Origin of the sequence: Nocardioides panacis, from assembly GCF_019039255.1 — a bacterium.
In the GTDB taxonomy this organism is placed as follows: domain Bacteria; phylum Actinomycetota; class Actinomycetes; order Propionibacteriales; family Nocardioidaceae; genus Nocardioides_B; species Nocardioides_B panacis.
In genome coordinates this window covers 3,940,332-3,963,932 of record NZ_CP077062.1, presented here as the reverse complement: position 1 = coordinate 3,963,932, position 23,601 = coordinate 3,940,332, and the positions used below count along the sequence as shown (strand labels likewise).

Annotated in this window: 27 protein-coding genes and 1 tRNA gene; 13 read left to right on the top strand and 15 right to left on the bottom strand. The window is 74.8% G+C overall.

Annotation, left to right across the window (positions count from 1 at the left end; all coding sequences use genetic code 11):
* The first annotated feature begins 18 nt into the window (after positions 1-18).
* Positions 19-2,298 (top strand): SpoIIE family protein phosphatase, encoded by a 2,280-nt coding sequence (locus tag KRR39_RS19425; protein WP_216939087.1) that lies wholly within the window; start codon positions 19-21, stop codon positions 2,296-2,298.
* Here KRR39_RS19425 and KRR39_RS19420 read toward each other — a convergent pair.
* A complete protein-coding gene (locus KRR39_RS19420) occupies positions 2,259-2,621 on the bottom strand; it encodes a hypothetical protein (protein WP_216939086.1) in 363 nt (120 codons plus the stop codon). The two genes, KRR39_RS19425 and KRR39_RS19420, sit on opposite strands and share 40 nt — an antisense overlap.
* 114 nt (positions 2,622-2,735) lie before the next feature.
* On the opposite strand from KRR39_RS19420, the gene KRR39_RS19415 reads away from it, so the two are divergent.
* On the top strand, positions 2,736-3,194 hold the full coding sequence (locus tag KRR39_RS19415) for a hypothetical protein (protein WP_216939085.1): 459 nt from the start codon (positions 2,736-2,738) through the stop codon (positions 3,192-3,194).
* Between the two features lie 77 nt (positions 3,195-3,271).
* Positions 3,272-3,362, top strand: a tRNA-Ser gene (locus tag KRR39_RS19410).
* Between the two features lie 139 nt (positions 3,363-3,501).
* Here the strand turns inward: KRR39_RS19410 and KRR39_RS19405 are convergent.
* The 3 genes from KRR39_RS19405 to KRR39_RS19400 all read right to left on the bottom strand — a co-directional run bounded on the left by KRR39_RS19405 (position 3,502) and on the right by KRR39_RS19400 (position 5,810).
* Positions 3,502-4,260: a metallophosphoesterase gene (locus KRR39_RS19405; protein WP_367303757.1), complete on the bottom strand. Its 759-nt coding sequence runs from the start codon at positions 4,258-4,260 to the stop codon at positions 3,502-3,504.
* 170 nt (positions 4,261-4,430) lie between these two features.
* Positions 4,431-5,084, bottom strand: coding sequence for a hypothetical protein (locus tag KRR39_RS26345; protein WP_367303685.1), 654 nt, complete (start codon positions 5,082-5,084; stop codon positions 4,431-4,433).
* 27 nt (positions 5,085-5,111) lie between these two features.
* Positions 5,112-5,810, bottom strand: coding sequence for a T3SS effector HopA1 family protein (locus tag KRR39_RS19400; protein ID WP_216939083.1), 699 nt, complete (start codon positions 5,808-5,810; stop codon positions 5,112-5,114).
* Between the two features lie 453 nt (positions 5,811-6,263).
* On the opposite strand from KRR39_RS19400, the gene KRR39_RS19395 reads away from it, so the two are divergent.
* The 5 genes from KRR39_RS19395 (at position 6,264) to KRR39_RS19375 (ending at position 12,087) form a co-directional block, all read left to right on the top strand.
* Complete coding sequence (locus KRR39_RS19395) at positions 6,264-7,880, top strand: S8/S53 family peptidase (RefSeq protein WP_216939082.1); 1,617 nt, start codon at positions 6,264-6,266, stop codon at positions 7,878-7,880.
* Positions 7,877-8,497: an RNA polymerase sigma factor gene (locus KRR39_RS19390; RefSeq protein WP_216939081.1), complete on the top strand. Its 621-nt coding sequence runs from the start codon at positions 7,877-7,879 to the stop codon at positions 8,495-8,497. The genes KRR39_RS19395 and KRR39_RS19390 overlap by 4 nt, the downstream gene beginning before the upstream one ends.
* Positions 8,497-9,012, top strand: coding sequence for a hypothetical protein (locus tag KRR39_RS19385; protein WP_216939080.1), 516 nt, complete (start codon positions 8,497-8,499; stop codon positions 9,010-9,012). Before KRR39_RS19390 ends, KRR39_RS19385 begins: the two co-directional genes overlap by 1 nt.
* A gap of 10 nt (positions 9,013-9,022) precedes the next feature.
* Positions 9,023-11,584, top strand: a complete 2,562-nt coding sequence (locus tag KRR39_RS19380; protein WP_216939079.1) for a CHAT domain-containing protein — start codon at positions 9,023-9,025, stop codon at positions 11,582-11,584.
* A 320-nt stretch (positions 11,585-11,904) separates the two neighbouring features.
* Positions 11,905-12,087: a hypothetical protein gene (locus KRR39_RS19375; RefSeq protein ID WP_216939078.1), complete on the top strand. Its 183-nt coding sequence runs from the start codon at positions 11,905-11,907 to the stop codon at positions 12,085-12,087.
* A 245-nt stretch (positions 12,088-12,332) separates the two neighbouring features.
* Here KRR39_RS19375 and KRR39_RS19370 read toward each other — a convergent pair whose 3' ends face one another.
* The 3 genes from KRR39_RS19370 to KRR39_RS19360 form a co-directional block, all read right to left on the bottom strand.
* A complete protein-coding gene (locus KRR39_RS19370; RefSeq protein ID WP_216939077.1) occupies positions 12,333-13,373 on the bottom strand; it encodes a phospholipase D-like domain-containing protein in 1,041 nt (346 codons plus the stop codon).
* Positions 13,374-13,501: 128 nt separating this feature from the next.
* Entirely contained in the window at positions 13,502-15,331 is a 1,830-nt protein-coding gene (locus KRR39_RS19365; RefSeq protein ID WP_216939076.1) for a phosphoenolpyruvate carboxykinase (GTP), read from the bottom strand.
* A gap of 331 nt (positions 15,332-15,662) precedes the next feature.
* Positions 15,663-16,658: an aldo/keto reductase gene (locus tag KRR39_RS19360; RefSeq protein ID WP_216939075.1), complete on the bottom strand. Its 996-nt coding sequence runs from the start codon at positions 16,656-16,658 to the stop codon at positions 15,663-15,665.
* Between the two features lie 23 nt (positions 16,659-16,681).
* Between KRR39_RS19360 and KRR39_RS19355 the strand changes: the two genes are divergently transcribed.
* Positions 16,682-17,689: an aldose epimerase family protein gene (locus KRR39_RS19355; RefSeq protein ID WP_216939074.1), complete on the top strand. Its 1,008-nt coding sequence runs from the start codon at positions 16,682-16,684 to the stop codon at positions 17,687-17,689.
* A gap of 4 nt (positions 17,690-17,693) precedes the next feature.
* Here KRR39_RS19355 and KRR39_RS19350 read toward each other — a convergent pair whose 3' ends face one another.
* Genes KRR39_RS19350 through KRR39_RS19320 form a run of 7 tightly spaced genes read right to left on the bottom strand, consistent with a single transcriptional unit; the run spans position 17,694 to position 20,484 of the window.
* Entirely contained in the window at positions 17,694-18,275 is a 582-nt protein-coding gene (locus KRR39_RS19350; protein ID WP_216939073.1) for a hypothetical protein, read from the bottom strand.
* A complete protein-coding gene (locus KRR39_RS19345; RefSeq protein WP_216939072.1) occupies positions 18,272-18,829 on the bottom strand; it encodes a DUF6286 domain-containing protein in 558 nt (185 codons plus the stop codon). The genes KRR39_RS19350 and KRR39_RS19345 overlap by 4 nt, the downstream gene beginning before the upstream one ends.
* Entirely contained in the window at positions 18,826-19,218 is a 393-nt protein-coding gene (locus KRR39_RS19340; protein WP_216939071.1) for an Asp23/Gls24 family envelope stress response protein, read from the bottom strand. The genes KRR39_RS19345 and KRR39_RS19340 overlap by 4 nt, the downstream gene beginning before the upstream one ends.
* Positions 19,211-19,390, bottom strand: a complete 180-nt coding sequence (locus KRR39_RS19335) for a hypothetical protein (RefSeq protein WP_216939070.1) — start codon at positions 19,388-19,390, stop codon at positions 19,211-19,213. Before KRR39_RS19335 ends, KRR39_RS19340 begins: the two co-directional genes overlap by 8 nt.
* A 37-nt stretch (positions 19,391-19,427) precedes the next feature.
* Positions 19,428-19,718 (bottom strand): hypothetical protein, encoded by a 291-nt coding sequence (locus KRR39_RS19330; RefSeq protein ID WP_216939069.1) that lies wholly within the window; start codon positions 19,716-19,718, stop codon positions 19,428-19,430.
* Positions 19,715-20,023 carry a hypothetical protein gene (locus tag KRR39_RS19325; RefSeq protein ID WP_216939068.1) on the bottom strand — a complete coding sequence of 103 codons (309 nt, stop codon included), beginning with the start codon at positions 20,021-20,023 and terminating at the stop codon, positions 19,715-19,717. The genes KRR39_RS19330 and KRR39_RS19325 overlap by 4 nt, the downstream gene beginning before the upstream one ends.
* On the bottom strand, positions 20,020-20,484 hold the full coding sequence (locus KRR39_RS19320) for an Asp23/Gls24 family envelope stress response protein (RefSeq protein WP_216939067.1): 465 nt from the start codon (positions 20,482-20,484) through the stop codon (positions 20,020-20,022). Before KRR39_RS19320 ends, KRR39_RS19325 begins: the two co-directional genes overlap by 4 nt.
* A 143-nt stretch (positions 20,485-20,627) precedes the next feature.
* On the opposite strand from KRR39_RS19320, the gene KRR39_RS19315 reads away from it, so the two are divergent.
* From KRR39_RS19315 to KRR39_RS19300, 4 genes are all read left to right on the top strand, one after another.
* Positions 20,628-21,176 carry an RNA polymerase sigma factor gene (locus KRR39_RS19315; RefSeq protein WP_254185273.1) on the top strand — a complete coding sequence of 183 codons (549 nt, stop codon included), beginning with the start codon at positions 20,628-20,630 and terminating at the stop codon, positions 21,174-21,176.
* Positions 21,173-21,625, top strand: coding sequence for a hypothetical protein (locus KRR39_RS19310; RefSeq protein ID WP_216939066.1), 453 nt, complete (start codon positions 21,173-21,175; stop codon positions 21,623-21,625). Before KRR39_RS19315 ends, KRR39_RS19310 begins: the two co-directional genes overlap by 4 nt.
* 104 nt (positions 21,626-21,729) lie before the next feature.
* Positions 21,730-22,938, top strand: coding sequence for an MFS transporter (locus tag KRR39_RS19305; RefSeq protein WP_216939065.1), 1,209 nt, complete (start codon positions 21,730-21,732; stop codon positions 22,936-22,938).
* Positions 22,935-23,312: a cupin domain-containing protein gene (locus KRR39_RS19300; protein WP_216939064.1), complete on the top strand. Its 378-nt coding sequence runs from the start codon at positions 22,935-22,937 to the stop codon at positions 23,310-23,312. Before KRR39_RS19305 ends, KRR39_RS19300 begins: the two co-directional genes overlap by 4 nt.
* Here KRR39_RS19300 and KRR39_RS19295 read toward each other — a convergent pair.
* Positions 23,296-23,592: a putative quinol monooxygenase gene (locus KRR39_RS19295; RefSeq protein WP_216939063.1), complete on the bottom strand. Its 297-nt coding sequence runs from the start codon at positions 23,590-23,592 to the stop codon at positions 23,296-23,298. The genes KRR39_RS19300 and KRR39_RS19295 overlap by 17 nt on opposite strands.
* Between the last annotated feature and the right edge of the window lie 9 nt (positions 23,593-23,601).

Genomic DNA, 23,601 nt, shown 5'->3' with positions numbered 1-23,601 from the left:
TCCTACACTCGGACACCCGTGCCCGCGATCCGCGGCACCGATCGGAGGCGAGCTGCGGTGGTCCCGCACGACCAGGAGCCGGCACCCCGGCAGGCGGGGTGTGCTGTCGACCTCGACGACCCGCGCCGCCTGGCCGCCGCCCGGCGCCTGCAGCCGGCCACGCCCGGCAACGAGGTGCTCGACCGGCTCAGCGGGCTCGCCGCCCGGCTGCTGCGCACCAGCTCGGCCCAGGTCTCCCTGCTCACCGACCTGCAGGTGGTGACCGGGGGCGCCGGGGCCGGGGCGCACGCGGCCGCCGGCGCACCGACCTCCCGCGCGGACTCGTTGTGCACCGTGACGGCCCGATCGGGGGCGCCCCTGGTGGTGGGCGACGCCCCGCTGGACTCCCGGGTGGAGCACCTTCCCCCGGTGCGGACCGGGGCGGTCGGCTCCTACCTCGGGGTGCCGCTCGCGGACGCCCACGGGTGGGTCGTCGGAGCGTTCTGCGTCTACGACGAGCAGGCCCGCACCTGGTCCGACGACGAGGTGACCGTGCTGGAGGAGCTCGCCCAGGCGACGAGCGCCGAGCTGGAGCGGGCCGCCACCGAGGGCGAGCGCGACCTGGTGCGGATGCAGCTCGGCCTGGCCATCGAGTCCGGCGGCATCGGCAGCTGGGAGTGGGACCTCGTCGCCGGCACGATGTCCGGGAACAGCCGGCTGCTGGAGATGTTCGGCGTCCCCGGCGTGCCCGGCGACCCCGGCGACCAGGAGCACCTGCCGCGTCCCGTCGCCGCGTTCGTCGACCGGGTGCACCCCGAGGACCGGCCCCGCGTCGCCCGGTCGGTGGCCACAGCGGTGGAGACCGGCGGCGAGTACGCCGAGGAGTACCGCGTGATCCGGCCCGACGGCTCCGAGCGCTGGCTGGCCGCCCGGGGCCGCCCGCTGTACGACGCGCACGGCAGCGTCGTGCATCTCGTGGGTGCGGTCTACGACACCACCGACCGCCGGGTCGCGGCCGAGAGCGTGCAGAGCGAGGCGTCGCTGATGGCGCTGATCGCCCGGGCCAGCGACCTGCTCGCCAGCTCGCTCGAGGCCGAGGACGCGGTGCGCAGCTTCGCCCGGCTGGTCGTCCCGGTGCTCGCGGACTGGTCCGTGGTCAGCCTGGTCGGGGACGACGGACGCCTGGTCGACGTGGACTGGTGGCACCACGACCCCGAGCAGCGCGACCTGACCGGGCTGTTCGCCCGGCACCGGCTCGACGACCGCGAGGAGGCCGTCGGGTCGCTGGCCGCGCTGCGCAGCGGCGAGCCGTTCGTCGAGAACGACGACGCCCTCGGCGTGGCGACCCGGGTCCTGCGCTCGGAGGTGGCGGTGCGCGCGGTGACCGGGCTCGGGCTGCGGTCGGTGGGCGTCTTCCCGCTGGTGATCGACGACCGGGTGATCGGGCTGATCACGCTGGCCCGCGGCGAGAACCGCCCGCCGTTCACCCCGGCAGAGATCCGGGCGGCCTCCGACCTCAGCCGACGCGCCGGCATCACCCTGGCCAACGCCCAGTCCTTCGGCCGGGAGCGGGAGATGTCCGAGCAGCTCCAGCGGAGCATGCTGACCGAGCCGGTCGCCCCCGACGACGTCGAGGTGTCCGTGCGCTACATCCCGGCCGCGCGGGCGGCCCAGATCGGCGGCGACTGGTACGACGCGTTCGCGCAGGAGGACGGCGCCACGGTGCTGGTGGTCGGCGACGTGGTCGGGCACGACTCGGTGGCCGCCGCGGTGATGGGCCAGCTGCGCAGCGTGCTGCGCGGCATCGCGGTCGCCGGCGGCGGCGGCCCCGCCCGGCTCCTCGGGGACCTCGACCGGGCCCTGGTCACGCTGCGGATGTCGACCAACGCCACCGTGGTGGTGGCCCGCGTCGAGGAGCGGGAGGACGGCGAGAAGGCGCTGACCTGGTCCAACGCCGGCCACCCGCCGCCGGTGATGATCACCGCCGACGGGCGCGGCGAGCGGCTCGGGTCGCACGACGTGCTGCTGGGCGTCGTACCGGAGCTCGAGCGGCACGAGGAGAGCCTCGTCCTGGAGCCGTCCCTGACCGTGCTCATGTACACCGACGGCCTCGTCGAGCGCCGCGGCGAGGACATCGACGTGGGCATCGACCGGCTGCTGGCCGCGGCCGCGGCGGTCGCGGAGCAGCCGCTCGAGAAGCTGGTCGACTCCGTGCTCGCCGAGCTGTGCCCGGAGGCCCCGGACGACGACGTGGTGCTGCTGGCGCTGCGCCGGCGGCCCTACTCCGAGCCGCCGAGCTCCAGGGACACCGAGTCGTAGACCAGGTCGTTGAGGTGCTGGCGGTAGTGCTCGAGATCGGCGACCAGCCGGTGCAGGTCGCTGCGGACGGTCTCGACGTCGGGCTCCTCGAGCACCCGCGGCCCGAGCTCGGAGAGCCGCCGGAGCAGGACCACCCGCTCCCGGTGCAGGCTCATCTCCCGGCCCGCCAGCCACGCGTCACCGCTGCGGGAACGCTCCCCGAGGGCCAGGACGTCGCGGACGCCGGCCATCCGGTGCCGCACCAGCCAGCGCCACACGCGGTGCCGGCGGGGTGCGTCGAGGGCTTGTCGCAGCCCGATGATGGCGTGTTCCAAACCGGTCATGGGGGTCCACCTCCCGGGGCCTGGTGGACTTTCGAGTGTGACCCCGGTCACGTGACGGTGACAAGAGGCAGCGGCCATTTGGTGGCTGGACGGGGATTCGGTCTAATCAGGGGCGTGTCGTCCAACTATCGCTTCGCGGCGCCGTTCGTGGTCCGGCTGCTCGGCCTCGGCCTGGCCCTCGTGGGCGTCCTCGTGCTGCTCCTCGCCGGGGTGGTGCTGGCCGCCTCGCTGCCGGCCGCGGTGCTGAGCGTCGGGCTGGTGGTCGCCGTCGTGGTCGCCCTGCTCGTGCTGGCCGGCGTGGCCGCGCTGCGCCGCCGGGTCGTGGTGCGGCTCGACGCGGGTGGCTACCGGGTGCGGTCGGTGCGGGGCGCCGGGGTGCGCGAGGCCCGCTGGAAGGACGTCGAGGACGTGACCTCCCCGACCGTCGAGGGCCAGCGCTGCGTGGTGCTCCGGCTCCGTGACGGGCGGACCACGACGATCCCCGTCGACGTGCTCGCCGGCCCGGCGGACGCGTTCGTGCGGGACCTGCAGCAGCACCTCGACACCGGTCACGGGTACCGGCGACTCGCCTGAAGCAGGCCGGGACACGCGTCCGGGACCGGCCGATTCGCACGGTTCGCGGGTCGCCCGGTAGCCTGTGCTGGCTGTCTGGAGGTGTCGCCTAGTGGCCTATGGCGCCCGCCTGCTAAGCGGGTTGAGGGTTACCCCCTCTCGCGGGTTCAAATCCCGCCACCTCCGCCAGGCCAGCAGGTGCCGCCGGTGCTCAGCGCAACGCTGACGTCGGCCCCTGAGGACGCAGGAGCGGCTCCCACCTCACCGGTGGGAGCCGCTTCCGCGTCCTGGCGCGTCGGGCCGGGAGCCGGGCCGGGCGTCGGTCGGCTCAGGGGCTCGCCGATCCGGACGGGCCCTCGGTCGTGCCGGCGGCCGGGCCGGTCGGCGCCAGGTCGACGTACGCCCCGACGCGGAACGCGCCGATGGTGGTGATCGTCACCGGCTGCAGGCCGACCGGCGTCCCGTCCCGGTAGGTCACCAGCGTGACCTCCGCGTCCCGGCGCAGCTTGCTGCCGATGGCCAGGGCGTATGCAGCCCCGCCGGTCGTCCCGTTCGTGTAGGAGTAGCCGACCTTGCCGTTCGCGCCGGTCGTCGCGCTGGGGCCGACCTGCTCGTGCAGGTGGCCGGCCAGCACCAGGTCCACGCAGCCGTCGTTGAGCGCCTGACGGCCGCTGTTGGCGTCGTGCACCAGCAGGGTGCCGATCCGGTCCCCGTCGGCGTCGTGCCGGCAGGCCACGTCGGCGATCCGCTTCTCCTGATCCTCGAAGGAGATGCCGCGCTCGTCGCGCCAGGTGCCCAGGCCGCTGCTGCGCGGGTCGCTGACGCCGAGCAGCCGCATGCCGGCCGGTCCGTCCACGACCCGGCCGTCCAGGGTGGTGAAGCCGAGCCGGTGGGCCTGCGTGGTCACGAAGTCGCCGTTGTCGTGGTTGCCGGCGATCGAGACCCGGTCGTCGTAGTCGGAGAACGCGTCGTCGAGCGACTCCAGGCTGAACGCCTCCCAGGAGCTCCCCGTCGAGGTGTCGTCGCCGGCGTCCAGCAGGAACGTCGCGTCGCCCTGGTCGCCGATCGCGCGGGCCACCGGGTCCATGCCGATGTTGTCGTGCCGGTCGCTGACCAGCAGGCCGACCACCTCGCCGTCCGCGGGCTGGTGCAGCCGCCCGGACAGGTCCGAGGACGCGTCGACGAGCCGGCCGTAGAACTCGGTGCTGCGCCGGTAGGAGTCGATCGCGCTCTCCACCAGGCGCCGGGTGCCGCTGGTCACCAGGCCGGACTCGATCTGCAGCGGCTTGGCCTCGTCGGGCACCGGGACGTCGGGGATCGCGCTCGCGACCGGCTGCCAGGTGTCCTGCTCCACGACCTCGTCGTCGCGCTCCCACGGACGCACGACGAGCACGCCCGCGACGAGCACCGCCACCACCGTGACCGCCGTACGGCGGGGGTGGCGGCGTTGCGCAGCTCGGTCCACCGGCGCCGGCCCACGAGGAGCACGACCGCCGGAGGCAGGAGCGCGAGCAGGGCGCCGTCGACCGCGCTGTCGACCGCCAGGCCGGTCAGCGTGGCGCGGACCTTGCGGACCTGCCCCTCGGGGTTGCCGGCGATGAACGCGTAGCGCTGGATCAGGGCGGAGTAGCTGTCGGCGGTGGTCTTGCCGAGGTCGATGTGGGCGCCGACCGTGCCGCCGGTGGGATAGCGGAAGCTCGGCAGGTACGGCCCCAGGTCGAGCGTCGCCCAGCCGTCGAGGCTGGGCGAGACCACCGCGTCGTGCCCGGCGACGACGGTCGCCCGCGAGCCGGTCAGGAACAGCGCCGCCGCGCTCGGCAGCGCGACCACCAGCCAGGCGGCGGACAGCGCCAGCCAGAGGCGCCACCCGGGGCGGCGACGCCGGCTCGGTCCGGGCGGGGTGGGCTGCACCCGTCCCAGACTAGGAGGGGACGCTCGTCACGCCGCCCGCCAGGGCCGGTCCCAAGTGGTGCGCTGCTCGAGGTAGGGCCGCTCGGGGTCCACGCCGGCCGCCGCGAACCTGGCGATCGCCCGGTCGACCTGGGCGCGGTGGTGCACCCGCATGCTGCCGATCACCGCCTCGGCCACCAGCCGGCAGCGGTTCTCCCCGAAGGTGCGGCCGTCGGCGGGGTTCTCCGAGAGCGCCGCGCCCCGGCCGATCGGCAGGGTGAGGGCCGGGACGCCGACCGCCAGGAAGGGCCGCAGGTCCTCCACGAGCGCGACGACCTCGGCGCGCAGCGGGAGCAGCGACGCGGTGGGCAGCAGCAGCACCGTCGACTCCGGGGCCGGCAGGTCGCCGCCGAGCGCGGTCGAGGTGAGCTGCCACGGGTGCTCCCAGCCCTGCGCGCGGTGGGTGACGGCGCCCACGGCGTGCAGCGCGGTCCGCGGGTCCACGCTGAGGTGCAGCCGCACCAGCCCGGGCCCCCGCGGGCCGGCCAGGTCCGCGGTCCAGAGCGGTCCCCACGCCTGCCAGGCCCGCGCCTCGGGGCGCGCGCCCTGCGCGGAGGCCAGGCCGAGGTACCAGCGGTCGTGCAGCACGCGGCCGAGCCCGTCGGGGTCGACCAGGTGCAGGGTGGTGACGGCCCTGCGCGCCGTGCGCACCGCGTCGTCGAGCTCCTCGAAGTGGCGGTGGAACATCCGGCCTCCCGGTGTCGATGCAGTCCTGGCTGTGGCGGCGGCGGTGGCGGCGCTGACTGGGGCCGTGGCCCGGCGGCGCCGTTCGCCGCACCGGGGAGGAGCGGGCGGGCTCCGGGACTGATACCTGCGGAAAGAAGTTCCGGCAGGACGTATCAGGACCCCCGGGAGCGGCTCTTCTGGGTCACGTGGCCCCGGGGGGAGCCACGACGGCCCCGACGGGGTCACGGCGGGCGGCGCGTACAGGGGTCGTTCCGGTCGCCGGGACGGGCAGAGGGGAACCGGGACGGTGGAACCGTCAGGCGCCGGGGGGCGACGCCTGGCGGTTCCACCGGCGCCGGTGCTCCTCACCGCCCCGCAGGCAGGACCGCGGCCTCGTGACGCGCACGCAGACCCTCAATATGCTCCGGGGACGGAGCCTCGATCTCGGGACGGACGAAGGGTGGACAGCACGCGATGGTCAGCAGTCCTGTGAACCGTCCCCTGCCCGCGGAGCCGCGGTCGGTCGGGTCCAGCTCGGGCTCCCGGCGGCGGGTGCTCGACCCGGGCACCGCCTACCAGGTGCACGACCAGCCGGGCGTGCGCGAGACGGTGTACGTCGCCGACTCGCTGCTCGTGCGCGGGCGGCACCCGGACACCTACGCCGCGCTGGAGTCCGTCGCCGCCGAGGCCGGCTTCACGCTGGCCCGCGACGACGGCAGCGCCCTGGGCCGCGAGGTGCTCGACCGGGCACCGCTCACCGACGCCCAGCGCGCCGAGCTCGAGGTGGTCTGGGTCGAGCGGGTGCGCCTGGAGCCGAGCCGCGACCGGGAGGAGACGGTGTTCCGTCCCATCGACACGTGGCGGCTGCTGCAGAGCTACCGCAGCCGCGTCGGCCGGGACTCCCCGCGGCACGGCGACGTCGGCCTGGAGCACCCGGCCAGCAGCCGCGACATCGACCCCACCCCGGTCACGAACCCGCACCCGGTCACCAACCCGCACCCGGTCACCAACCCGCACCCGGTGACGAACCCGCACTCCTTCGCCGTCTCGCAGTACACCCAGGCCGGCCTCGGCGGCCGTCAGCCGGTGGCCTGGCTCGGTCCGCCTCCCCAGCCGCGGCAGCGGCAGGACGACGACGCGGCGCGCCGCCCGGTGGTGGCGGTCTTCGACTCCGGCGTGGGTCCGCACCCCTGGCTGGGTGAGCGTTTCGTGCTGCGCGACCCGCAGGTCCTGGGCACCTCCATCGGCGTCCCGGGGCTGACCGGCACGGGGGAGCCGGCCGGGTCGGGCGACGAGCTGGTCGGCGAGCTCGGCGACGACGCCGGGCACGGCACCTTCATCGCCGGGCTGGTCCGGCAGGCCTGCCCCGACGCGCTGGTCCTGTCCGTCCGGCTGTTCGGCGACGACGGCGAGGTTGACGAGTCGGACCTGCTCAGGTCCCTGCAGCTGCTCGCGCTGCGGCACCTGCTCGGCGTCAACGGCGAGGCCGGCTACCAGCCCGTCGACGTGCTCTCCCTGTCGCTCGGCTACTACCACGAGCAGCCGGAGGACTCGGCGTTCGACGCCCTGCTGCACGGCCCGCTCGCACTGCTCGGCCGGTGGGGCGTGTGCGTGGTGGTCTCGGCCGGCAACGACGCGACCTCCCGGCCGGCGTACCCGGCCGCCTTCGCGCCGTACGACGGCGGCAGCGTCCCCGACGACGAGCGGCAAGTGCCGGTCGCGGCGGTCGGTGCGCTCAACCCGGACGGCTCGATCGCGATGTTCAGCAACGACGGCCCGTGGGTCCGCTACCTCCGGCCGGGCGCGGCGCTGGTCAGCACCTTCCCCACGACGTACGACGCGTCCGAGGCGGCCAGCCACGAGCTGCTGAACGCCGCCGGGGAGTGGCGCCGCTCGCTCGACCCGGACAACTACCTGGCCGGCTTCGCCGTCTGGAGCGGTACGTCGTTCTCCGCGCCGGTCTTCGCCGGGCAGGTGGCGCTGGCGCTGCAGGCGGAGTTCGAGGCCGGCGACACCGGCACGGACGCCGCGAGTGCCGTGGCCCGCGGCCGCCGGGTGCTCGCCGACCTGCCGAAGCGGGCGCTCGCATGATCGGCACCCGGCCCGAGGGCGAGACGCTGGTGCACCGGGCCACGCACGCCTTCGCGGCCTACCGGGACGGCGACCGCGGGTCGCTCGACGAGCTCGTCGCGCTGCTCACCCCGCTGCTGTGGCACACGGTGCGCGGGCAGGGCGTCGACGCGGTCGCCGCCGAGGACGTCGTCCAGACGATCTGGATGCGGCTGCTGCACAGCAGCGACTCGATCCGCGACCCGCAGACCGTGGTGAAGTGGCTGCTCACCGCGGCCCGCCGCGAGGCCTGGCGGGTGGCGAAGAGGTCCCGGTCCGACCAGGCGCACACCGCGGCGCTGTTCGGCCAGGAGGGCGAGGAGCTCTCCGCGCTGCCGGCCGAGCGCGAGGAGCTGCCCGACGAGGCCGTGTTCCGCGACGAGCTGCAGCACCGGCTCTGGGAGCACGTGCAGCAGCTGCCCGACCGGTGTCGCGAGCTGATGCGGGTGATCGCGTTCGCCGACCGGCCGGACTACGCCCTGATCGCCGAGTCCCTCGGCATGCCCGTGGGGAGCATCGGCCCGACCCGCGGCCGGTGCCTCGCCAAGCTGCGCCAGGTCCTGGCGTCCGATCCGCACTGGGAAGGAAGTGAGTGGTGATGGACGACGACCGCACGCTCGCCGAGCTGGCCGCCGCGCCGCTCGACGACGTCGACGCCGCGACCCTGGAGCAGGTGCGCGCGCTGTACGACGCCACCGACCCGGCCCCCGTCGACCTCGTCGAGCGGGTGCACTTCTCGCTGGCCCTCGACGAGGTGTTCGACGAGGTGGCCCGGATGACGCGGGTGCCGCTGGACGCGATGGGGGTGCGCGGCGAGCAGGGCGCGGGCACCCGCACCGAGACGCTGACGTTCTCCGCCGACCGGCTCACCGCGATGGTGACCGTCAGCCGGGTCGGCCCCGGACGGCTGCGGCTGGACGGCTGGCTGGCGCCGTCGGCGCCGTACCGGGTCCGGATCCGGGTCCAGGGCGGCCCCGAGCTCGAGGTGCTCGCCGACGACCAGGGCCGGTTCAGCTTCGACCGGCTCGAGGAGGGGTTCGGCCAGCTGAGCTTCCATCCGCTCGGGGACGACGATGCGGAGAATGCCGTCGTGACGCCCCTGTTCCAGCTGTAGATTCGGGCCGGTGGCCACGACCCTGGACCCGGACGCGCTGCGCGCCGAGGTCGAGGCCGCCCGCCAGGAGTCGCAGCAGGGCCGTCCCGCGCGGGCGGTGACCCGCTACCGGCGGCTGCGGACCCGCATCGAGCGGTCCGCCGACCCGCGCGCCGAGGTGGGCCTGCAGCGGGTCCGGGTGGTGCTCGGCCTGGCCGCCGCGGAGTACGAGCTCACCGGCGACCTCGACGCGGCGATGTCGCTGCTCGACGAGGCGGAGGCGATCACCGGCGAGGTCGGTGCCGAGTCGATGCGGGCCTCGGTGCGCGGCCAGCGCGGGCTGCTGCTGCTGCGCAGCGGACGCGGCGCCGACGCGCTGCGCTCGCTGGACCGGGCCGTCGAGGTGATGGCCGTCGCCGACTCCTCCGACCAGTTCTCGATCCTGCTCAACCGGGGGGTGCTGCACCTCGACGGGGGTGCGCTGGACGCCGCGTCGGCCGACTTCACCGAGGCGATCGCGATCGCGCTCCGCTCCGGGGACCAGCTCTACGCCTCCAAGGCCCGGCACAACCTGGGGTACGTCGACTTCCTGGCCGGCCGCATCCCGCGCGCGCTGGCGGCCATGGAGGAGGCCGGCCGGGGGGACGAGAACGAGCACCCGGTGCTGCTGCTGGACCGGGCCCGGGTGCTGCGCGAGGCGGGGCTGGCCCACGACGCCGAGCAGCTGCTGGCCCGCGCGGCCACCGAGTTCCGGGCCGCGGGCCTGCCGCAGGACCTGGCCGAGACCGACCTGGTGCGTGCCGAGTGCGCCCTGGTCGAGGGCGAGCCGGACCGGGCCCGGCAGCTGGCCCGGTCCGCCGAGCGGATCTTCGTGCGCCGGCGCAACCTGCAGTGGCAGCGCAAGGCCCAGCTGCTGGTGCTCCAGTGCGAGCGGCTGGCGGTCGAGCAGCGGCCCGAGCGCAGCCGCCGCGCCGCGCTGCTCCAGGTGGGGACGCGGGCCCGCCGGCTGGCGGAGGACTGCCGCGCCGAGAAGCGCGTCGACCTGGCCCGGCCCGCAGAGCTGCTGGCCCGCGAGTGCGCGCTGCGCGCCGGCGGGGACGTCGGTGAGGCCGGCAGGCTGGCGCCGGCCATGCGCGCCTCCGACCCGCTGCCCTCGCGGCTGCTGACCCGGGAGGTGCGCGCGCTGGCCGCGCTGCACCGCGGCGACCGGGTCCGGGCCGCCGGCGAGGTGCGCCGGGGGCTGGCCGAGCTCGGGTCCTACCAGAACGGCTTCGGGTCGCTGGACCTGCGCACCGCGAGCGCCGTGCACGGCCTCCCGCTGGCCCGGCTCGGCCTCGAGCTCGCGGAGCGCAGCGGCAGCGCCGCGGAGTTCTTCGCCGCGGTGGAGCGCGGCCGGGCGATCTCCATCCGGCTGGCCAGCGTCGGCCCGCCCCGCGACGAGCGCACCGCCGACCTGCTGGCGGCGCTGCGGCAGACCGAGGAGGAGGCCCGGGGCCTGGAGGGCGACCCGGCGGCCGGCGAGGCGCTGGCCCGGCTGCGCGGCCGGGCCGGTGCCCTGCAGCGCGACATCCGGGCCCGGGCGTGGGAGCTCGAGGGCGCGGCCGAGGTCAGCGGCCAGGACAGCGCCCGGGTGGCGGAGACCCGCGCCGCGGCCCGGGCGACGGGCACCGCCTTCGTGACCTACGTGGTGCACCGCGGCCGGTGGACCGCGGTGACCGCGTCGGCGCGCCGTCCCGCACTGGTCGACCTGGCCGACGCCGGGCGGGTCGACGAGCTGGTGCAGCGGGTCCGCGCCGACCTGGACGCGCTGGCCATGCCGTTGCTGCCCCCGCCGCTCAAGGACTCGGTACGACGCTCGCTGGACGCCGGGCTGGGCCGGCTCGACGACCTGCTGCTGGCCCCGGTCGGCGTCGACGGACAGGCGCTGGTCGTCTCGTGCAGCGCGGCGCTGGTGCTGCTGCCCTGGAGCCTGCTGCCGTCCCGGCGCGGCCTGCCGGTCGTGGTGACGCCGAGCGCCACCGCCTGGCTGCGGGCCGGCGACCACGTCCGTCGTACCCGGCCGCGGGTGGTGTCGGTGGCCGGCCCGGGCCTGCACCGCGCCGAGGACGAGGCCCGCCGGGTGCACGCGCTGTGGCCCGGCGCCGAGCTGCTGACCGGCGGGGACGCGACCACCGAGTCCCTGCGGCTCGCGCTCGCCGGGGCCGACGTGGTGCACGTCGCCGCGCACGGCACCCACCAGCAGGAGAGCCCGCTGTTCTCCTCGCTGCGGGTCTCCGACGGCCCGCTCTACGCCTACGAGCTCGACGCCGGTGACCAGCCGGCGCCGTGCGTGGTGCTGTCGGCCTGCGAGGCGGGACTGGCGACCGTGCGGCCCGGCGACGAGGGCCTCGGGCTGACCAGCGTGCTGCTGCACCTGGGGTCCCGCTCGGTGCTGGCCGGGGTGGCCCGGGTCCGCGACGACGTCGCCGCGCGGGTGATGCAGCACGCGCACGCGTCGATGGCGGCCGGGACGAGCAGCCCGCAGGCGCTGGCCGGGGCGCTCGCGGCGGAGGAGGAGCCGGCGCCGTTCGTCGCGTTCGGGGCCGGCTGGTAGCTCCGGGCCGGCTCGACGGCGCCCGGGGATCCGGGCGCCCCGGGTGCTTGCCTGGGCTGCACAACTACGCAAGCATGTGCGAGGCGCTCCGGGGTGGTTCTTTCGTCGGTTTGGACCCTATCCATGGGTTCGCACCGGCTGCCGGAGCGCTGCGCGCACTATAAGGCATCACGCAGGTTCCCGCAGCAGTATGTCGATTCTGCAGGAACGTGCAGTGCACACTCATGCGGGCCGGTTTTGTGGCCGCAGGGAGTTCCGTGCACCGACACTAGACGCAGGAGAGCACCCCTGAGCTCTCCGTGACAGAGCACGAGGTATCCATGAAAGAGAACCGCACGGTTGCCAAGTTCTTTGCCGGGCTCCTTCTGGTCAGCGCGTTCGCGGTCGGCGGGTTCGCTCCCGCCCAGGCACGGGACACGGGCTGGGACCTGAAGGCGCCCACGAGCAGCACCACGGGCCACACCCTCACCAGGGTCGCCGCGAGCGACACCGGCTGGGACTGACCCGGCACCCCCCGTACACGGTCGGCTTCTGGTCCCCCCGGAAGGTCGCACCGCAGGACGTGAGAACAGGACGAACGAGTCATCCCCCCCCGGCAGTTCGTTCCCGAGCCATCCCCCCGGCCCGTTCTCCGTCCGCCCCGCGAGGACAGTCACTTCGGTGACTGTCCTCGCAGCACGTCCGGGCCCGTGTCCCGACACCGGTGCCGGCGCGTGACCCAGGGGGTCACCGATGTCGGACCCCGGGGTCAGAGGTCGTCGAAGCCGTCGTCGTCGTCGGCGTGGCCGAACGAGCCGGACCGCTCCGGTCCGGCGTCGGCGCCCATCGCGTAGCCGAGCTGGAAGCGGGTCTGCACCCCGAACTCGTCCTTGAGGGCGGCGATGTAGCCCGCGTAGGTCCGGGTGCTGACCCCGAGCCGCTTGGCGCTCGCCGGGTCGCTGTGGCCCTCCACGAGCAGCCGGATCGACATCGCCCGGACGTCGGCGGCGATGTTGCGCTCGACCTGGTTGCCGCTGAGGCTGAACGGCTGGGCCCGCTCCCAGGACCGCTCGAAGATGTCCACGAGGTAGGAGATCAGCGAGCGCTCGCGGATCGCCACCGCCATCTCGTTGCCGGCCGGACCGGGGATGATCGCCAGCTTGCGGTCCACCACGATCAGCCGCTTGAAGAACTCGTCGAGGGTGCGCACCTCGGCGCCGCGGGCGACGATGTCGGCGACGTAGTTGCGGGTGGCCGGGCTGTGCCGGGCCGGGTGCTGGTAGAGCGTGCGCATCTTCACGCCCCGCTCGAGGGCCTTGACGTCGCGCTCCTCGGCGACGGCCAGCGTGGTCGCCTTGCGCCGCCCGGACGGCTGGGCGGTGAGCAGCTCGCCGCGGCAGTCGCTGACCGCGGCCCGGATGAAGTTGTTGATGTTCTCGATGCCGTGGATCTCGGTCAGCGGGCTCACCGAGACCTGCGGGGAGGTCCGGAACGTCTGCCCCAGCTCACCGAAGGCGTCGGCCCAGCGGGCGGACTCGGTGAGCAGCTCGGCGCCCTGGATGCCCAGCGGCACGACCACCTGGGACTGGATGGCGGCGGGGTCGACCGGGAAGAGCCGGCCGAGGTCCTCGTCGAGGCGCAGCAGCCCGAGGTCCACGAGCAGGTCGAGGGCGGGGCGCTGCTCGCTGCCGGCGGCGAGCCGGGGGTCGTCGGTGCGCAGGGACCCGTGGGCGACCGCGTTGCTGTAGATCCGGGACGCGGTGGACTCCAGCAGGTGCCGTTGCTCCGGCCCGTAGCTACTGCGGGTCACTCGCCCCTCCGATTCCACCCCGTGTGCCAGGGCGACAGTATGCCGCAGCGGGTCCGCGTCCCACGGCAGCACCACCGAAGAACGAGGGCCCTCCCCGCCGCGCGGAGAGGGCCCTCGACGGGCTGGGGTCAGGCGCCCAGACGAGCCTTCAGGCCGTCGAGCTCGGTCCACAGCACGGCGGGGAGGTTCTCGCCGAACTTCTCGAACCACTCGGTGATCTGCGGGATCTCGGCCTTCCACTCCTCGACGTCGACGGCGAGGGCCTGGGCCAGCTCTTCCTCGGTCATGTCGAGGCCGTCGGTGTCGAGCGAGCCGGGCGTCGGCACGTAGCCGATCGGGGTCTCGACCGCCTCGGCCTGGCCCTCCATGCGCTCCACGACCCACTTGAGCACCCGGCTGTTCTCGCCGAAGCCGGGCCACAGGAAGCCGCCGTCCTCGTCGCGGCGGAACCAGTTGACGTAGAAGATCTTCGGCAGCTTGGCGGCGTCGTTGTCCTTGCCGACGGTGATCCAGTGGTTGAAGTAGTCACCGGCGTTGTAGCCGATGAACGGCAGCATCGCCATCGGGTCGCGGCGCACGACGCCGACCTGGCCGACCGCCGCGGCGGTCGTCTCCGAGCTGAGCGTGGCACCCATGAACGTGCCGTGGGTCCAGTCCCGGGCCTCGGTGACCAGCGGCACGGTGGTCTTGCGCCGCCCGCCGAACAGGATCGCGTCGATGGGTACGCCGCGCGGGTCGTCGTACTCCGGTGCGAGGATCGGGCACTGCTTGATCGGCGTGCAGTAGCGGCTGTTCGGGTGGCTCGACAGCTCGTCGCTGTCGGGGGTCCAGTCCTCGCCCTTCCAGGACGTGGCGTGGGCGGGGGTGTTCTCCAGGCCCTCCCACCACACGTCGCCGTCGTCGGTGAGCGCGACGTTGGTGAACACCGAGTTGCCGATGTCGATGGTGCGCATCGCGTTGGGGTTGGTCAGCTCGTTGGTGCCGGGTGCGACGCCGAAGAAGCCGAACTCCGGGTTCACCGCGTAGAGCCGGCCGTCGTCGCCGATCCGCATCCAGGCGATGTCGTCGCCGAGCGTCTCGACCTTCCAGCCCGGGATGGTCGGCGCGAGCATCGCCAGGTTGGTCTTGCCGCACGCGCTCGGGAACGCGGCCGCGATGTACTTGCGGACGCCCTCGGGGCTGGTCAGCTTGAGGATCAGCATGTGCTCGGCGAGCCAGCCCTCGTCACGCGCCATCACGCTGGCGATCCGCAGCGCGTAGCACTTCTTGCCGAGCAGCGCGTTGCCGCCGTAGCCCGAGCCGAAGGACCAGATCATCCGCTCCTCGGGGAACTGCACGATGTACTTCGTGTCGTTGCAGGGCCACGAGACGTCGGCGCGGCCGTCGACCAGCGGCATGCCCACCGAGTGCAGGGCGGGCACGAACGTCGCGCCGACCTCCTCCATCCGGCGCAGCACGTTGCTGCCCATGCGGGCCATCACCCGCATCGAGGCGACGACGTACGCCGAGTCGGTGATCTCCACGCCGAACATCGGGCTGTCGGCCTCGAGGTGGCCCATCACGAACGGGACGACGTACATGGTCCGACCCCGCATGCACCCGCGGTAGAGGTCGGTCATGATCGCCTTCATCTCCTGCGGGTCCATCCAGTTGTTGGTGGGCCCGCAGTCCTTCTCGTCGACGCTGCAGATGAAGGTCCGGTCCTCGACGCGTGCCACGTCGGTGGGGTCGGAGGCCGCGTGGAAGGAGTTCGGCTTCTTGTCAGCGTTCAGCCGGGTGAAGGTGCCGCTCGCCACCAGGGCGTCGGTGAGCTCGGTCCACTCCTCGTCGGAGCCGGTGCACCAGTGCACCCGGTCCGGCTGGGTGAGCTCGGCGACCTCGTCCACCCAGGCGAGGATGCCCTCGTGGGTCGTGGCGGCGCTCTGCCCGATGTGGGGCTGGGTCGTGTCGGCGGTCATGCTCACCGGTTCCTCTCGCGCATTCGCGTCCTCGCCCCGGGTCGGGGAACGACGGACGGCCACCGACGGGGTCGGTGGTGTGTCGTGGAGTCGATCTGTGGAGTTGAGTCGGCCGCGTCGTTGCGGGCCACTGGGTCGGTACCCCGACGGCCGTCGAGCAAGCCCGACGGCTCGAGGTGCTGGTGAATGTACTCACAAGGTCCGGTGCCCGGCTATTGGATCGGTCAAAGGCCGGTGGCAGCGCTCACCCGCCCGAGATATGCCTTCGGAGCGCCCGAGTTCTGCCCGATTCCAGGCCGAAGTCGGGCGCTCCGCGACGCCGTCGCGCGGCCTACCAGCGGGGGTGGATCGTGGACCGCAGGTGGGTGTCGTAGATCCGCCGGACGCCGGCGTCGAACGCCTCGCCGAGCGGCCCGACCCGGCCCGCGGCCGCGTTCGCCCGGGCCTGCTCGACGTTGCGGGCGCCCGGGATCACGCTGGACACGGCCGGCTGCTGGCACAGCCAGGCCAGCGCCGCCTGCGCCGAGGTGGTGCCCGCCGGCGCCTCGGCGGCGACCAGCTCGCCGAACTCGCGCGCGGCGACCAGCCCGGTCTCGTAGTCCACGCCCGAGAAGGTCTCCCCGACGTCGAACGCGCTCCCGTCGCGGTTGTAGGAGCGGTGGTCGTCCGCCGCGAACGTGGTGCCCGCGTCGTACTTGCCGGACAGCAGGCCGGAGGCCAGCGGGACCCGGACGATGATCCCGACGCCGGCCTCGGCGGCCGCCGGGAACACCGCCTCGAGCGGCTTGAGCCGGAACGCGTTGGCGATGATCTGCACGGTCGCGACGTGCGGGCGGGCGAGCGCGGCCAGCGCCTCCTCGACCTTCTCCACGCTGACGCCGTACGCCGCCACCGCACCGTCCTCGACGAGGGTGTCGAGCGCGTCGTAGACCGCGTCGTCGGAGTACACCGACGTCGGCGGGCAGTGCAGCTGGACGAGGTCGAGGGTGTCCACGCCGAGGTTGCGGCGCGAGCGGTCGGTCCAGGCCCGGAAGTGGTCGAGCACGTAGTTCTCGGGGACCTGCTCGACGCGGCGGCCCATCTTGGTGGCCACGGTGACGCCGGCGTCGGGACGGTCGGCCAGGAAGCGGCCGATCACCGTCTCGCTGCGCCCGTCCCCGTAGACGTCCGCGGTGTCGAAGAAGGTGACGCCCTCCTCGACGGAGGCGTCGAGGACCGCGCGGGCGTCGTCCTCGGACACCTCCCCCCAGTCCGCGCCGAGCTGCCACGTGCCGAGTCCGACGACGGAGACCGAGCGGCCCGTCCTGCCCAGGGTTCGTTGTTCCATGGCCCCTTCCTACACTCGCACCCGTGGAGACGCATCTGATCGGTCCGGCGGACGGCCTGCGTGTCGAGCTCCTGGCGTACGGCGCCACGGTGCACCGGCTGCTGGTGCCGACGCCGAGCGGACCGCGCAACGTGGTGCTCGGGCACCGCACCCGCGAGGAGTACGTCGCGGGCACGGCGTTCCTCGGCGCGACGGTCGGCCGCTTCGCGAACCGGATCGCCGACGGCCGCTTCGACCTCGACGGGACGACGTACGCCCTGGCGGTCAACGAGAACGGCAGCACGCTGCACGGCGGGCCGGCCGGGTTCGACACCCGGGACTGGACCCTCGCGGCGCTGGGCCCGGACTCGGCGACCTTCACGCTGGTCAGCCCCGACGGCGACCAGGGGTTCCCCGGGACGGTCCGGGCGAGCGTGACCTACACCGTCGAGGGCACCGTCGAGGGCACCGTCGAGGGCGGGGCGGTCGCCGTCGAGCTCACCGCCACGACGGACGCGCCGACGCCGGTCAGCCTGACCCAGCACTCCTACTTCCAGCTCGACGGCGAGGGCGCCGGGTCCGTCGACGACCACACGCTGTCGGTGCACGCGGACGCCTACACCCCGACCGACGCGCGGCTGCTTCCCACCGGGGAGCTGGCCGCGGTCGACGGCACGCCGTTCGACCTGCGGGCCGCGACCCGCCTCGGGGACGCCGTACGCACCGGGCACCCGCAGCTGCTCGCCGCCCGGGGGATCGACCACAACCTGGTGCTGCGCGGCAGCGGCATGCGGGAGGTGGCGACGCTGCGGACCCGCGACCTCGCGCTGACCCTGTCCACCGACGCCCCCGGCCTGCAGGTGTACACCGGCAACTTCCTCGACGGGACGGTCGTCGGCCCCTCCGGGCGCGGCTACCGGCAGGGCGACGGGGTCGCGCTCGAGCCGCAGGCGTTCCCCGACACCCCGAACCGGCCGGCGTTCGGCGACGCCACGCTGCGCCCGGGCGAGACCTACCGGCGCCGGGTGCGCTGGGCGTTCGACGCCGGCTGAGCGGTCACTGCACCCGGGGCGTCGTACGGCGGCCGCGGTCCCGGCGCCGGGGGGCGTCGACGACCACGCGCAGCGGCAGGTCGCCGGACGGGAACGCCCGGGCCATGTCGCGCGTGACCTGCTCGGCCCGCTCCCGCAGCTCGGCGACGTCGGCCCCGGGGGCGCAGTGCGCGTCGAGCTGCACCGTCGGCCGGCCGCGGCGGACCTGGACCCGGCCGCGGGCCTGCGGCAGCACGCTGTCGGACTGGAGGTCGGCGGCGGTCGCCCGGGCCACCGAGGCGGTGTCCAGGTTGAGCCGGCCGGCGCCCGAGCTGTCGGCGAGCCGGGTGTCCGGGTTGCCCAGCCGGGGCAGGTGCGCCACGATCCAGCGCAGCCCGACCAGGGCCAGCACGACCGCGGCGACCGCGGTGGCGAACGGCCACCAGGGCGCCGCCGCCGCGTCGAGCAGCGGGGAGATCCGCACGCCGTCCGGCAGGGAGGTGACGAGGTCCAGCCGCCAGTCCACCAGCAGGAGCCCGCCGGCGACCAGCGCCAGCGCGAGGAGGACCCCGACGGTCCGGTCGATCGCGACGAGCGTGCGGGTCACTGGTCTGCTCCTTCGCCGGGAAGACGGTGGGTGCGCACGGTGACCTTCACCTGCGCGCCGGCGAGACGGGCCCGCACGGCTTCCTCGACGGGGCCGGCGACCTCGTCGGGGTGGTCGGCGGCGGCCCGCACGCGCACGGCGGTGCGGGTGGCGGCGACCGAGACCCGGGAGACCCCGCGCACGCCCTCGGCGGCGTCGCGGGCGAGGGCGGACAGTGCGGCGGGGGCCAGCCAGAGGTCGGCGGCCGCCTCGACCGGGACGTGGGTGCGGCGGCGCGGCTTGAGGGCCGTGACCAGCAGCACCAGCCCGACCACCACCAGGGCGATGCCCACGGGCACGGTCCAGGTGGCGGCGCGGAGCCCGTCGAGGCCGTCGAGGGTCGAACCGAGCCAGGACGCCCCCACGGACGTCACGCCCCAGCGGGCCAGCGCGTCCTGGCCGGCGACCACGCCGAGCGCGAGCAGCAGGACGGCCGCGGCGGGGCCGAGCCAGGCGGCCGCGGGCACGGCGCGGGGGGCGGGCGGGGTGACCCGGGTGCGGGTGGACGTGCTCACTGGACCCTCCTCGGGGGGCGCTGGGGGGTGCTCTCGCGGGTCACGGCGTGCACGGTCACCTCGGTGGAGCGGACCGTCAGCCCGGTCAGCCGGGCCGTCTCGGCCGCCACGTGGTGGCGCACCTGCCCCGCCACCTCCTCGACGGGACAGGGCCACTGCACGGCCACGTCGACCTCGATGCGGACCCGGTCCCGGTCCAGGGACGCGGACGCGCGCGGCAGCCGGCGGCCGACGAGCCGTTCGATCCCCTCGGAGCGCCGGACCACGTGGGCGACCTGCAGCGCCGAGAGCTCGGCGATCCGGGTGACCACGCGCGGGGCGAGCTCGAGGCTGCCCCGCTCGCCGGCGGAGTCCTCCGCGCCGGCGGCGGGGCGGGTGGGCTCAGCCACGCCGACGGCTCCGGGTCAGCTCGGCAGGGTCGAAGTCCCCGTCGAGGTAGGCGCCCACGGCGAAGCCGAGGCCACCGAGCACGATCGCGAGCAGCAGCCCGAGCAGGCCGCCGATCACGGTGGCGACGGCCAGCAGCAGGCCGGCCAGGAGTCCGAGCGTCGAGCGGTTCATGTCACTCCTTGGGGGTGTGGTGTCCCCGTGCAGTTCGTCAGTAGGTCGCATAGCGGCGGGCTCCCGGTATCCGTCGGGGCAGCCCGGCGCGCACGCCGAGCAGCAGGGCGCGGCGGCGCCGGCCCCCGGAGGGTCGTGCCGGCGTCGGGGGCACGCCGGGGGTGCGCGGGTGGTCCGCGCGGGCGGGCAGCGGGTCGAGGGCCGCGAGGACCTCGACGAACCGCTCCGCGTCGCCGCCGCGGTCCGGGTGGTGCAGCTTGACCAGCTCGCGGCGCGCGTGCCGGGCCCGCGCCGCGGCGTCCCCTGCGACGTCCACCGGGCCGCTCACGCGACCACGTCCTCGACGGTCACGTCGATGCGGCCGGTGACCAGCGGGCGGACCGCGGCGCGCACCGCCCGGACGGTGTCGGCAAGCGGTGCCACGCGGGTCGCGGCGATGTGCAGGTCGCAGCCGTCGTCGGTCAGGCGTACGCCGGCCACGCGACGACCTGGGAGGTAGGTGCCCACCTCGCCGAGGACGCCGCCGTGCAGGTCGTGGACTCCGGGGACGGCGCGCACGGTCTCGGCCACGGCGTCCACGAGCTCGGGCCCGCCGGTGGTGCCGGTGGCGGGGCCGGGGGTACCGCTGGTCACTCGACGCGGCTCGGGGCGGGCTCGGTGTCGTCGTCCTCGTTCTCGAGGTGGACGTCGTGCACCGTGATGTTGACCTCGGTGACCTCGAGACCGGTCATCCGCTCCACCGAGGAGATCACGTTGCGGCGTACCCCGGCTGCCAGGTCGGCGATCGCGACACCGAACTCCGCGACGAGGTCCACGTCGATCGCGGCCTGCCGCTCGCCGACCTCGACGGTGACGCCCTGGCCGAAGTTGGTGCGCGAGCCCGGGATGCGCTCGCGGATCGCGCCGACCGCACGGGTCGCGCCGCCGCCGAGGTTGTAGACGCCGCTCACCTCGCGGGTCGCGATGCCGGCGATCTTCGACACGACGGTGTCCGCGATGGCGGTCTTGCCGTGGTCGCTCGCGAGGGCGCCGGTGCCCTGGGTGGCGATGTCGGTGGTCCTGCCCGTGATCGGCGTGCTGGTCTGCTCGGCCATGTCTGGCTCCTTCGTCGTCTGCGATCTCGTGTGTCAGAGGTGGGTCGCGCCGGGGAGCGGAAACCTCACGCGACGGTCCGGGTGACGTGGGACACGTCGCCCCTCCCAGGGTTCGACGCAGGGGGTCGGGGCACAAGAGGGGCGTGGACCAGCAGCGCAGCGACGCCGCGCTGGCGCGCGCGGCCCGGCTCGGGGACACCGACGCCTTCGCCGTGATCGTCGACCGGCACGGCCCGGGGATGCGGCGCTACGCCCGGTTCATCCTCGGCGACGACGACGACGCGTCCGACGCGACGCAGGAGGCGCTGGTCTCCGCCTGGCGCAGCCTCGACGGGTTCCGCGGCGAGTCCACCCTGCGCACCTGGCTGTTCACCCTGGTCTCGCGCCGGGCGGCCGACCTGCAGCGCACGCGCAAGCCGACCCCGCTGGAGGACGAGGCCCTCGAGCGGCACATAGAGTCGGTCTCCGACGTGACGCTGGGCGGGGCGATGGAGAGCCAGCTGCTCGGCGCGCTGCGGGCGGCGCTCCAGGAGCTGCCGATCCGGCAGCGGTCGTGCTGGCTGCTCCGTGAGGTCGAGGGCCTGTCGTACGACGAGATCGCGACCGCACTGAGCATCACCCCGACGAGCGTGCGGGGACTGCTGCACCGCAGCCGCGAGGCACTGGCGAGGAGGATGGAGGCGTGGCGATGAGCGAGACCCCCGACCCGCTCGACCGGGCCGCCGCGCTGGCGCGCGAGGAGCCGACGGCCGCCCCGGACTGGGAGCAGACCGCCGGCGGGGTGATGCGCCGGATCCGCGGGACGGTCCGCCCGGGCCGCTCCGTGCTGGTGCCGCTGACCGACGAGCTCGGCTCGACGACGCACGTCAACGAGCGGGTGGTGCTGAGCGCGCTGCGGGCCGCGCTGAGCGGGGTCGAGGGGGCCGCGCCCTCGGGACTGCGGCTCGAGCTCGACGGCGACGTGTGCACGGCGGTCGAAGTCGAGGTGGTCGCCCGCTACGACCTGGACCTGCCGGCGCTGGGCGACCTCTGCCGGGCCGTGACCCGCAGCGTGCTGCGAGGCGTGCTGCTGGACTCCGCCGACGCGGTCGACGTACGCGTCGCCGTCGTGGACGTCACGCTCGAGGACCCCCGGCAGTAGGCAGCGGAGCAGCTGGCCGGGCACCCCGCCGTGGGAGGTCCGGCAGGGTGCCCGGTCCGCGGTCAGGAGGACTGGGCGCCCGGGCATCGGGGCAGGCTGGGCGGGTGCCGTCCCCGACCCGTGCCCCGCAGACCGTCGCGCTCGCCCTGGTGCTGACCGTCGTGATGACCGGCGGGACGCTGCCGTCCTCGGTCTACCGGACCTACGAGCAGTCCTTCGGGTTCGGCCTGGTGACGGTGACGGTGGTCTACGCGTCGTACGCCGCGGGGGTGCTGGTCGCGCTGGTCGCCTTCGGCCAGTGGTCGGACGTGCTCGGGCGCCGGCCGCTGCTGGCCGCCGGCCTCGTCGCGGCGGTGCTCAGCGCCGGCTGCTTCCTGCTCGCCGACGGCGTCGCGGTGCTGCTCGTCGGGCGGCTGCTCTCCGGGCTGTCGGCCGGGATCTTCGTCGGCACCGCGACGGCCGCGGTCACCGAGACGGCCCGCGGATCCTGGACGCGGCGCGCCCCGCTGGTCGCGACGACCGCGAACGTCACCGGGCTCGGGCTCGGCCCGCTGCTCGGCGGGCTCCTGGTGGCCTGGGCTCCGGCACCGATGCGGACGCCGTACGCCGTGCACCTCGGGCTGTGCCTGGCGGGTCTGGTCGTCGTCGCGCTGCTGCCGGAGTCGGCGGAACGGGCCGGCCCTGCTGGGGCGCGGCTGCACCGGATGCGGCTCGCCGTCCCCGAGGAGGTGCGGCCGTTCTTCGTGGCCACCGGGGCGCTGGGGCTGGCGGCGTTCGCGGTGCTCGGCCTGTTCACCGCGGTCACCCCGACGATCGCCGCCGAGGTCCTGGGCGTCACCGGCCCGGTCGCGGTCGCCCTGCTGATCTCCACGTTCTACGTCGGCTCCGCCGTCGGCCAGGTCGCGCTGACCCGGCTCGGCGAGGGCACCTGGGAGCGGGTCGCCGCGGCCGCGCTGGTGACCGGCATGGCGCTGCTGGCCCTCGCCATGGTGACCGGCTGGTGGCCGGTCCTGGTGCTCGGCGGCCTGGTGTCCGGGCTCGGCCACGGCGTCGGCTTCAGCCAGGGCCTCGCGACGCTGGTCGCGCACACGCCGGACGGCACCCGGGCGGCGGTGACCTCCGCCTACTTCGCGGTCGTCTACGTCGGCATGTCGGTGCCGGTCGTGGTCGAGGGCCTGACCTCGGCGGCCGTCGGCGTCGTGCCGGCCGGCGTCGGCTTCGCGGCGGTGGTGGCCGCGACGGTGGCCGGCGCCTACGCGCTCTCGAGGCGGTCCGGCCGGCGCGCACGGCCGGGTGCCACACTGGTCGGATGAGCGAACCAGTCCGCGTGGTGAAGGCCGACGAGCTCGTGGCGGCGGACCCGACGCCCGGCATGGCGCGGTCCCAGGCCTTCGGGGCGCCGGGGCTGTGGGCCGGTCAGGTCGAGACGGCCCCGGGCGCGGTCTCCGGCTGGCACCACCACGACAGCAACGAGTCCAGCCTGTACGTCGTCTCCGGCGTGCTGCGCCTGGAGTTCGAGGGCCACGACGGGTACGTCGACGCGGAGGCGGGTGACTTCGTGCACGTGCCGGCGTTCACCGTGCACCGCGAGAGCAACCCCGCGGGCACGCCGTCGGTCGCGGTGATCGCCCGCGCCGGGGACGGCGTGCCGACGGTGAACGTCGAGGGACCTACTTCACCGCGATGATGTCCGTCGTACGGATGTCGGGGTCGGCGGCCAGCAGGTCCGGGGCCACCTGGCCCAGGGCGGCCGGGATCCGGCCGTTGAGGTGCGCCTGGCGGTCCTCCTCGTTCTCGAAGGTGTCGAAGATCCCGTAGGTCGTGTCGCTGAGCCGGAAGGCGTACCAGGTCACGGTGCCGGCCTCCTCGGCCGCGAGCGCGCGGCCCTGCTCCAGGAACGCGGCGAGCTCGTCGCCCTTGCCTGGCTTGGCCTCGAGCAGGGCGAGCAGTCCTCGGTCGACCGTCATGGTGGTGTC

Coding starts and splice junctions, on each gene's coding strand:
- KRR39_RS19360 (WP_216939075.1), bottom strand. CDS start 16,658: ATGGAACAACGAACCCTGGGCAGGACGGGCCGCTCGGTCTCCGTCGTC.
- KRR39_RS19335 (WP_216939070.1), bottom strand. CDS start 19,390: ATGAACCGCTCGACGCTCGGACTCCTGGCCGGCCTGCTGCTGGCCGTC.
- KRR39_RS19395 (WP_216939082.1), top strand. CDS start 6,264: ATGGTCAGCAGTCCTGTGAACCGTCCCCTGCCCGCGGAGCCGCGGTCG.
- KRR39_RS19310 (WP_216939066.1), top strand. CDS start 21,173: ATGAGCGAGACCCCCGACCCGCTCGACCGGGCCGCCGCGCTGGCGCGC.
- KRR39_RS19375 (WP_216939078.1), top strand. CDS start 11,905: ATGAAAGAGAACCGCACGGTTGCCAAGTTCTTTGCCGGGCTCCTTCTG.
- KRR39_RS19385 (WP_216939080.1), top strand. CDS start 8,497: ATGGACGACGACCGCACGCTCGCCGAGCTGGCCGCCGCGCCGCTCGAC.
- KRR39_RS19295 (WP_216939063.1), bottom strand. CDS start 23,592: ATGACGGTCGACCGAGGACTGCTCGCCCTGCTCGAGGCCAAGCCAGGC.
- KRR39_RS19365 (WP_216939076.1), bottom strand. CDS start 15,331: ATGACCGCCGACACGACCCAGCCCCACATCGGGCAGAGCGCCGCCACG.
- KRR39_RS19390 (WP_216939081.1), top strand. CDS start 7,877: ATGATCGGCACCCGGCCCGAGGGCGAGACGCTGGTGCACCGGGCCACG.
- KRR39_RS19320 (WP_216939067.1), bottom strand. CDS start 20,484: ATGGCCGAGCAGACCAGCACGCCGATCACGGGCAGGACCACCGACATC.
- KRR39_RS19300 (WP_216939064.1), top strand. CDS start 22,935: ATGAGCGAACCAGTCCGCGTGGTGAAGGCCGACGAGCTCGTGGCGGCG.
- KRR39_RS19405 (WP_367303757.1), bottom strand. CDS start 4,260: ATGGACCCGGTGGCCCGCGCGATCGGCGACCAGGGCGACGCGACGTTC.
- KRR39_RS19400 (WP_216939083.1), bottom strand. CDS start 5,810: ATGTTCCACCGCCACTTCGAGGAGCTCGACGACGCGGTGCGCACGGCG.
- KRR39_RS19420 (WP_216939086.1), bottom strand. CDS start 2,621: ATGACCGGTTTGGAACACGCCATCATCGGGCTGCGACAAGCCCTCGAC.